8 protein-coding genes are annotated in these 8,369 nt (G+C 71.4%); 6 read left to right on the top strand and 2 right to left on the bottom strand.

Features of this window, described 5'->3' with window-relative positions:
• Positions 1-117: 117 nt before the first annotated feature.
• The 6 genes from AOK00_RS29020 to AOK00_RS29045 all read left to right on the top strand — a co-directional run bounded on the left by AOK00_RS29020 (position 118) and on the right by AOK00_RS29045 (position 5,662).
• Positions 118-909 carry a TraR/DksA family transcriptional regulator gene (locus tag AOK00_RS29020; RefSeq protein WP_063886684.1) on the top strand — a complete coding sequence of 264 codons (792 nt, stop codon included), beginning with the start codon at positions 118-120 and terminating at the stop codon, positions 907-909.
• A gap of 221 nt (positions 910-1,130) precedes the next feature.
• Entirely contained in the window at positions 1,131-1,754 is a 624-nt protein-coding gene (lspA, locus tag AOK00_RS29025) for a signal peptidase II (RefSeq protein WP_055603212.1), read from the top strand.
• Positions 1,755-1,805: 51 nt separating this feature from the next.
• A complete protein-coding gene (locus AOK00_RS29030) occupies positions 1,806-2,747 on the top strand; it encodes an RluA family pseudouridine synthase (RefSeq protein WP_030314534.1) in 942 nt (313 codons plus the stop codon).
• Positions 2,744-3,211, top strand: coding sequence for a GNAT family N-acetyltransferase (locus AOK00_RS29035; RefSeq protein ID WP_055603207.1), 468 nt, complete (start codon positions 2,744-2,746; stop codon positions 3,209-3,211). Before AOK00_RS29030 ends, AOK00_RS29035 begins: the two co-directional genes overlap by 4 nt.
• Before the next feature lie 110 nt (positions 3,212-3,321).
• Positions 3,322-4,908, top strand: coding sequence for a Na+/H+ antiporter (locus AOK00_RS29040; protein WP_055603213.1), 1,587 nt, complete (start codon positions 3,322-3,324; stop codon positions 4,906-4,908).
• 184 nt (positions 4,909-5,092) lie between these two features.
• Positions 5,093-5,662 (top strand): dienelactone hydrolase family protein, encoded by a 570-nt coding sequence (locus tag AOK00_RS29045; RefSeq protein WP_055603208.1) that lies wholly within the window; start codon positions 5,093-5,095, stop codon positions 5,660-5,662.
• A 65-nt stretch (positions 5,663-5,727) separates the two neighbouring features.
• Here AOK00_RS29045 and AOK00_RS29050 read toward each other — a convergent pair whose 3' ends face one another.
• Entirely contained in the window at positions 5,728-6,702 is a 975-nt protein-coding gene (locus AOK00_RS29050; protein WP_254047547.1) for a zinc metalloprotease, read from the bottom strand.
• A 336-nt stretch (positions 6,703-7,038) separates the two neighbouring features.
• A partial coding sequence (locus AOK00_RS29055; RefSeq protein ID WP_055603210.1) for an alkaline phosphatase D family protein occupies positions 7,039-8,369 on the bottom strand: 1,331 nt, incomplete at its 5' end.

Raw genomic sequence — 8,369 nt, forward strand, 5'->3', positions numbered from 1 at the left:
GACAGGGTGCGGGGGCGGGTGGGAACGGCGGCGTGCCCCGTTGCCGCGGGCCTTGGGCCGATTTATCGTCCCAGCACGATTCGCGAGCAAGATCACAAAATGTGAAGGGGCCGCGACATGGTGGCGAAGAAGACCGCCGCGAAGAAGCCCTCGGCCGCCGGTTCCACCGGTTCGGCGGAGGGCGCCAAGGACGTGGCCGGGATGACGACGACGGTCACGGAGCCGCCGACGGTCGCGAAGAGGACCACCACGAGGACGAGCACCGCGAAGAAGGCCGCCGTGAAGAAGACCGTCGTGAAGAAGAGCGCGGGGGAGAAGGCGGTCGCCGAGGAAACGGTCGCCCCGGAGGCCGCCGCCAGGAAGACGCCCGCCAAGAAGGCCGCGGCGAGGAAGGCGGCCGCGAAGGCGCCCGCCGAGAAGAAGCAGACAGGAGCCAGGACGGTGGCAGCGAAGAAGACCGCGGGTGGCGTCACGACCGCCGGGGACGAGGCCGCCGTGCCTCCCGCCCGGACCGGCGAGCTCGCGGTACGTCCCGGGGAGGACCCGTGGACCCCGGCCGAGGTCACCGAGGCCCGCGACGAACTCCAGTCCGAGGTGCTGCGGCTCCGCAGCGAGCTCGCGCACTCCCAGGAGGAGCTCACCGGCCTCATGCGGGACTCGGGCGACGGCGCCGGGGACGACCAGGCCGACACCGGCACCAAGAACATCACCCGCGAGCACGAGCTCGCCCTGGCCGCCAACGCCCGGGAGATGCTGGAACAGACCGAGCACGCCCTGGAACGGCTCGACGCGGGCACCTACGGCCTCTGTGAGGTGTGCGGGAAGCCGATCGGCAAGGCGCGGATGCAGGCCTTCCCGCGGGCCACGCTCTGCGTCGAGGACAAGCAGCGGCAGGAGCGGCGCGGCTGACGGCGGAGGGCGGCGCCGAAGCTGACGGCCGGGGGCTGCGCGGCTGACGGCCGGGGGGCTGCGCGGCTGACGGCGGAAAGCGGCGCCCACCTGACGGTCGAGGGCGGCGCCGAACCTGACGGCGGAGGGCGGCGCGGCCGGTGATCTCGGCTGCCGGTCTCGTACGCCTGTGCCGTACCCTCGGTGCACGGTCAGGCATCGAGGTCGAGGGACTCACTCACGTGGCAGAGGCGGAGCGCATCATCGGTACGCCGGATTCAGCAGGGGCCGAGGAGCCGGCCGCCTCCGACGAGACGGTGGCCGCCGACGGTACGGCCACGCCCGACGACGGGTCGGCCGCCCCCGGGGAGCGGCCGAGGGGCAGGCGCAGGATCCTCGCCCTGTTCGTCGTGGCCGTCCTCGCCTACCTGCTCGACCTGGGCAGCAAGATGCTCGTGGTCGCCAAGCTGGAGGGCCGTGAGCCGATCCGGGTGATCGGCGACTGGCTGCGCTTCGACGCCATCCGGAACCCGGGTGCCGCGTTCGGCATGGGCGAGGCCTTCACGATCATCTTCACCTGCATCGCCGCCGCCGTGATCGTCGTGATCATCCGGCTGGCGCGGAAGCTCTACAGCCTGCCCTGGGCGATCGCGCTCGGTCTGCTGCTCGGCGGCGCGCTGGGCAACCTCACGGACCGGATCTTCCGCTCCCCGGGCGTCTTCGAGGGCGCGGTCGTCGACTTCATCGCCCCCGCGCACTTCGCCGTCTTCAACCTCGCCGACTCGGCGATCGTCTGCGGCGGCATCCTCATCGTGATCCTGTCGTTCCGGGGTCTGGACCCCGACGGCACCGTCCACAAGGACTGAGCCGATCCGGCCGCGAGACCCGAGTACCTCGGGGCAAGGCATACTCGACGAGTGAGTACGAGTCCCGAGATCCGCACGCTGCCCGTTCCCGATGGCTTGGAGGGCGAGCGCGTCGACGCCGCCATCGCCCGTATGTTCGGGTTCTCCCGTACGAAGGCGGCCGAGCTGGCCGCCGCAGGGAAGGTCCAGGTCGACGGCTCCGTCGTCGGCAAGTCCGAGCGGGTGAGCGGCGGCGCGTGGCTCGAGGTCGAGATGCCGGGCGCGGCCGCGCCCGTGCAGATCGTGGCCGAGCCCGTCGAGGGCATGGAGATCGTCCACGACGACGACGACATCGTCGTGATCATGAAGCCGATCGGTGTGGCCGCGCACCCCAGCCCCGGCTGGACCGGCACCACCGTCATCGGCGGCCTCGCCGCCGCCGGGTACCGCATCTCCACCTCCGGCGCCGCCGAGCGCCAGGGCATCGTGCACCGGCTCGACGTCGGCACCTCCGGTCTGATGGTGGTCGCCAAGTCGGAGTACGCGTACACCTCGCTCAAGCGCCAGTTCAAGGAGCGCACGGTCGACAAGCGCTACCACGCGCTGGTGCAGGGGCACCCCGACCCGATGAGCGGCACCATCGACGCCCCCATCGGCCGGCACCCGAACCACGACTACAAGTGGGCGGTCACCGCCGACGGCAAGGCGTCCGTCACGCACTACGACCTCATCGAGGCGTACCGCTCGGCGTCGCTGCTCGACATCAAGCTGGAGACGGGCCGCACCCACCAGATCCGGGTGCACATGTCCGCCCACCGCCACCCCTGTGTCGGTGACCTCACGTACGGTGCCGACCCGACGATCGCCAAGCGCCTGGGTCTGACCCGGCAGTGGCTGCACGCCGTCCGGCTGGGCTTCGAGCACCCGGGCGACGGCTCGTGGGTCGAGTTCGCCAGCACGTACCCCGAGGACCTCCAGAAGGCCCTGGACCGGATCGCGTCGGAGAGCCAGTGAGCAGCGCGTACCGCGTCCGTGAGGCGCTCGTCGACGAGGACCGTGAGGCCTGCTTCGCGGTCCGCCGTGAGGTCTTCGTGGTGGAGCAGGGCGTTCCGCAGGAGCTGGAGTACGACACGTACGACGCCACCGCGGTGCACGTGCTCGCCGTGCGCGAGGACGGGCTGCCGCTGGGCACCGGCCGGCTCCTTCTCGGGGCGGACGCGGTCGGCAAGACCGGTGCCGACGCCTCGGTGGGCTCGCTCGGCCGGCTGGCGGTCTCCCGGGCCGCGCGCGGCCTGGGCGTCGGCGCGGCGCTCGTGCGGGGCATCGAGGACGTGGCGCGCGAACGCGGTCTGACCGCCGTCGACCTGCACGCGCAGACCCACGCGCTCGGTTTCTACGAGCGGCTCGGCTACGAGGCGTACGGCCCCGAGTTCCCGGACGCGGACATGCCGCACCGGGCCATGCGAAGGGCTCTGTAGGGCCCGCGCGGCACCAGGAGCGCTCGACCGCCCCCTGTCGCACCCGCCGCGAGCGGGTGTACGCGGGGGGCACTCGCCGTTAAAACGGACATACGTGACAGGGTGTGCCCGTGGATCAATTGGCCCTGTTGTTCTTGCTGCTGCTCGGCGCGCTGCTGACGGTCCCCCTCGGTGAGCGGCTCGGACTGCCCGCGCCCGTCCTGATGACCCTCGTCGGGATCGGTCTTGCCGTCCTGCCCTTCGTACCGAACGTTGAGGTGCCGCCGGAGTTCATCCTTCCGCTGGTGCTGCCGCCGCTGCTCTACGCCTCCGTGCAGCGGACCTCCTGGCGTCAGTTCGCGGCCAACAGACGGCCGATCTTCCTGCTCGCGGTCGCCCTCGTGTTCGTCACCACGGCCGCCGTCGGCGCCGTGGCCCACGTGCTCGTGCCCGGTCTTCCGCTGGCCGCCGCGATCGCGCTCGGTGCCCTCGTCGCCCCGCCCGACCCGGTCGCGGCGACCGCCGTCGCGGGCTCGCTCGGGCTGCCGCGGCGGCTGGTGTCGATCCTGGAGGGCGAGGGACTCTTCAACGACGTCACCGCGATCGTGCTGTACCACGTGGCCATCGCCGCCGTCGTGAGCGGCTCCTTCTCCTGGCCCGACGCGCTCGGCGAGTTCGTCCTCTCCGCGGTGGTCGCGGTGGCCGTCGGCCTGGCGCTCGGCTGGTTCGCCAACAAGCTCATCGGGCTGCTCGGCGACGCCACCCTCCAGACCGGCCTCACCCTCCTCGTGCCGTTCGTGAGTTACGTCCTCGCCGAGGAGCTGCACGGCTCCGGCGTCCTCGCCGTCCTGGTCACCGCGCTCTTCCTCGCCGAGCACGCGGCCGACGCCGACGACGTGATGGGCCGGCTCGCCGGGCAGACCTTCTGGCAGATCGTCGACACCCTGGTCACCGGCATCGCCTTCGGCCTCATCGGCCTCGAACTCGTGCATGTCTTCGGGGTGGCCGAGGGGCGCGGCGGGCAGATGCTCGGCTGGGGCGCCGTCGTGGTCGGGGTGGTCGTCGGCGTCCGGCTGCTGTGGCTGCTGCCGGCGACCTGGCTGGCGAAGCGGCTGCACACCCGCCGGGACATCGACGAGGAGATCCCGACCAGCTGGCGGGAGACGATCGTCATGTGGTGGGCGGGGATGCGTGGCGTGGCCTCGGTGGCGCTCGCGCTCGCCATCCCGCTCCGTACCGACGACGGCGAGCCCTTCCCCGGCCGCGACGAGATCATCTTCATCGCCTTCTGTGTGATCATCGCCACGCTCGTCGTCCAGGGGCTCACCCTGCCCTGGCTGGTGAAGCGGCTCGGGGTACGGGCCGACGCGGACGCCGAGCGGGTGCTGGAGCGGAATCTCGCCATCCGGGCCGCGAAGGCTGCCAGGCGCAGGCTCAAGGAGATCGAGGAGGTCGAGGAGCTGCCCGAGGAGGTCCAGGAGCGACTGCTGCGCGGGGCGTACGACATCGGGGCGCGGATCAGTCCGGACATGGTCGACGAGGAGCGGCGGGCGGCGTTCGTGGAGCGGACGAAGCGCTTCAAGGCGGTGCAGCGGATCCAGCGGGAGCTGATGTCGGCCGCCCGGCACGAGGTGCTCTCGGCCCGCAGCGAGCCGGGCGCCGACCCGGAGGTGGTGGACCGGGTGCTGCGGCAGCTGGACGTGCGCAGCATGCGGTGAGGGGGCGGGCGGCGGCAGGACGGGGAGGCGGGCGCCCCGGCCTGCGGTGCGGTGGCGTCCCTGGCCTGCGGCGCGGTGGTGTCCCGGCCCTGCGGTGCGGCCGGAGTCCCGGCCCGCGGTGCGGCGGGACCCCGGCCCTGCGGTGCGGCCGGAGTCCCGTGGGGTGGGTGGCAGGATGGGACGCATGGACATCATGCTCTTCCACTCGGCCTACGGGCTGACCCCTTCCGTCGAGGCCGCTGCCGAGCGGCTCCGCGCCGCCGGGCATCAGGTCTGGACCCCGGACCTCTACGGGGGCCGGACGGTCGGGACCGTGGAGGAGGGCGTGGAGCTCCGGGACGAGATCGGCAAGGACGAGCTGCTGAAGCGGGCGGTCCTCGCCGCAGCCCCGTACTCCGAGCGCGGCCTGGTCTACATGGGCCTCTCCCTCGGGGCCTCGATCGCGCAGACCCTGGCGCTCGGCGACGAGAAGGCGCGCGGGCTGCTGCTGTTCCACGGCACCTCGGACCTCGCGGAGTCGGCCGCGGTGGACGAGCTGCCCGTGCAGCTGCACGTGGCCGATCCCGACCCGTTCGAGACGCACGACTGGCTGTCCTCCTGGTACCTGCAGATGCGCAAGGCCGGGGCGGACGTGGAGATCTACCGCTATCCGGGCGCGGGGCACGTCTACACGGATCCCGAGCTGCCCGACTGGGACGAGGAGTCGGCCGACCGGACGTGGTCGGTGGCGCTGGCCTTCCTGGACAGCCTGTAGGACCGCGGTGAACGGGTGTGGCCCCCGGGGGAGTTCCCCCGGGGGCCACACCGTGTTCGGCCGGATCAGGCGCGGTACGCCGTCCAGTAGTCGTTCATCCGGGTCACCTGGCCCGAGGTGAACTGGTACATGCAGGCGTCGTACGTGTAGTCCATGAAGTTGTGGATCGGGTCCACACCGGCCTTGTTGGTGCAGGAGTCACGGCCGGTCGGGCACTCGTAGGCCGGGCTCTTCTCGGCCGGGGTGTCGGCCACGCCGTCACCGCTGCCGCTGCAGCCGCCCTGGAAGGTGTGGTACAGGCCCATCCAGTGGCCGACCTCGTGGGTGGCGGTGTCGCCCTGGTTGTAGTTGGCCGCGGAGCCGCCCGGGAGCGAGGCGTCGAGGACGACGACACCGTCCATGGACGGGTTCGAGGCGTAGGAGGACGGGAAGGTCGCCCAGCCGAGGAGGCCGCCGCCCAGGTTGGCGGTGTAGAAGTTCAGCGCGCCCGCGCCGCCCTTGCGGAGGGTCTGCTTCATCTGCTTCTCGGCGGTGGAGCCGGAGGACAGGTTGTACCAGGACGCGTTGTCCGTGTAGTCGGTACCGGCCAGGGTGAACTGGAAGTTGGAGTTCACATTGCCGGTGCCCTGGCCCGCGTAGGCGGCGTTCAGGACGTTCATCTGGTTGGTGATCTGGGTGGCGGAGAGCTTGCCCGTCGTACCGGAGTGGATGACGTGGAAGTAGACGGGGATGTTCACCACCGCGGCGGCTCTGCCGGCCGAGGCGCTGAGGCGGCCCTCGGAACGGGCGGCGGAGAGCTTCTTCTGGAAATCGGCGTCCATGGCCGCGGCCTTGGCGGCCGTGACCTCGTTCGGCTCGTGGGCGTGGCTGTCGGCGCCACGGGCCTTGCGGGCGCCGGAGAGGGCGCCGGCGTCGTCGGCGCATTCCTCGGCGGAGGCGCCGGCCAGGGTGGTGGTGGTTCCGCTCGCGACCGGAGCGGAGAGCGGGGCAAGGGCCAGGGTTCCGGCCATGACCGCCGTACCGAGCATCCGACGTGACATACGCGGGGATATACGGGCAAGAGCACGCATGGTGACTCCTCGTGGGGGGTGGGGGGAGGAACTTCCTCCGCCACGCCGGGGAGATTACGCGTCCATGTCAGCCACCGTTGAGGAGTGATCAAGCCCAATCATTCAGGGTGCAATTCGGGGCATCGGGAAGAAAATCTTGTGCTGCTTCCGGAGTTTGAGATCTCGGCGTAACAGCCGAGGTGACGGTGGCGGGTGGTGTGTCCGGATTCGATCTCCGAAATCAGCCACCCGCCGTAGCGATGTGATCTCCCGTTAACAGAAGGGATCATGGCTGAAAAGCATCGCTAATGAGCCGTCAGGGACACATCAGCGCACCGGCTGGTACACCCGCTCGACACGCTGCGTTCCGTTCAGCGTCCGGTACGAGCGCGCCCAGGCCGTCGTCGCGCCCGGGTCCCTCTTGTCGGAGACCGTGTAGTAGTCCATCTGCGAGCGCTCGGCGGTCACGTCGAGCACGCCGTAGCCGTGGTGGTCCATGTCCACCCACTTCACGTGCCGGTTGGCGGCCTTGACGGCGCCCGAGGCCACCACCGAGAGCGTCCCCGGGGCCACGTGCAGCAGATCGTCCAGGTTGTCCGAGGTCACCGAGGTGACCACGAACTCGGTCGCGGCGGACGCCGAGAACGGGTACGTCGCCGCCTTCACCGGTACGTCGTTGGCCCAGGCCATGTGGATGTCGCCGGTCAGGAAGACCGTGTTCCGGATCGCCCGCGAGGTGAGGTGTCCGAGCAGCTCCCTGCGGTCGTCCGTATGGCCGTCCCACTGGTCGACGTTGACCGCGAGCCCCTCCTTCGGCAGGCCCATCAGCTCGGCGAGCGGCTCCAGGAGGTGGGCGGGCAGGGCGCCGAAGGCGATCGGCGAGATCATCACCGAGGTGCCGACCAGCTGCCAGGTCGCGTCCGAGCCCGCGAGCCCGGACTTCAGCCAGTCCAGCTGCGCGCGGCCGGTGATGCTGCGCGCCGGGTCGTCGACCGAACCGCTGCCGGTCTTCGCCGGCGCGGAGCGGAACGAACGCAGGTCGAGGAGGTGCAGATCGGCCAGCTTGCCGAAGCGCAGCCGCCGGAAGACCGTGCCCTCGGTGGACGCGCGGACCGGCATCCACTCGAAGTAGGCCTGCTTGGCCGCGGCGACCCGGGCCGCCCAGTCGCCCTCGGTGCCGGGGGTGTGGTTCTCGGCCCCGCCCTCCCAGGCGTCGTTGGCGAACTCGTGGTCGTCCCAGATGGCGATGACCGGGTGGGCCGCGTGCAGCGCCTGGAGGTCGGCGTCCGTCTTGTAGTGGCCGTGCCGGGTGCGGTAGTCGGCCAGCGAGACGATCTCGTGGCGCGGCTCGTGCCGCCGGACGGTGTACTTCGCCTCCGGGTACGTGCCACTGCCGTACTCGTACACGTAGTCGCCGAGGTGGAGGACCGCGTCCAGGTCGGCGCGGGCGGCGAGATGGCGGTACGCGGAGAAGTGGCCGGCCTCCCAGTTCGCGCAGGAGACCACGCCGAACCGGACACCGGGCGCGGCGGCGTCGACGGCCGGCGTGGTGCGGGTGCGGGCGGCGGGGGAGACGGCGGAGCCCGCGGTGAAGCGGACGTCCGGGGCCTGCGCCCGGCCACCTCCTACTGGTTCCGCTTCACCGCGGGCTCCGCCGT

Source organism: Streptomyces aureus (genome assembly GCF_001418135.1).
GTDB classification, from domain to species: Bacteria; Actinomycetota; Actinomycetes; order Streptomycetales; family Streptomycetaceae; genus Streptomyces; species Streptomyces aureus_A.

Bases quoted from the DNA above. Each gene is read 5' to 3' on its own strand.
- AOK00_RS29020 (WP_063886684.1), top strand. From the start codon at position 118: ATGGTGGCGAAGAAGACCGCCGCGAAGAAGCCCTCGGCCGCCGGTTCC.
- AOK00_RS29045 (WP_055603208.1), top strand. From the start codon at position 5,093: ATGGACATCATGCTCTTCCACTCGGCCTACGGGCTGACCCCTTCCGTC.
- AOK00_RS29050 (WP_254047547.1), bottom strand. From the start codon at position 6,702: ATGTCACGTCGGATGCTCGGTACGGCGGTCATGGCCGGAACCCTGGCC.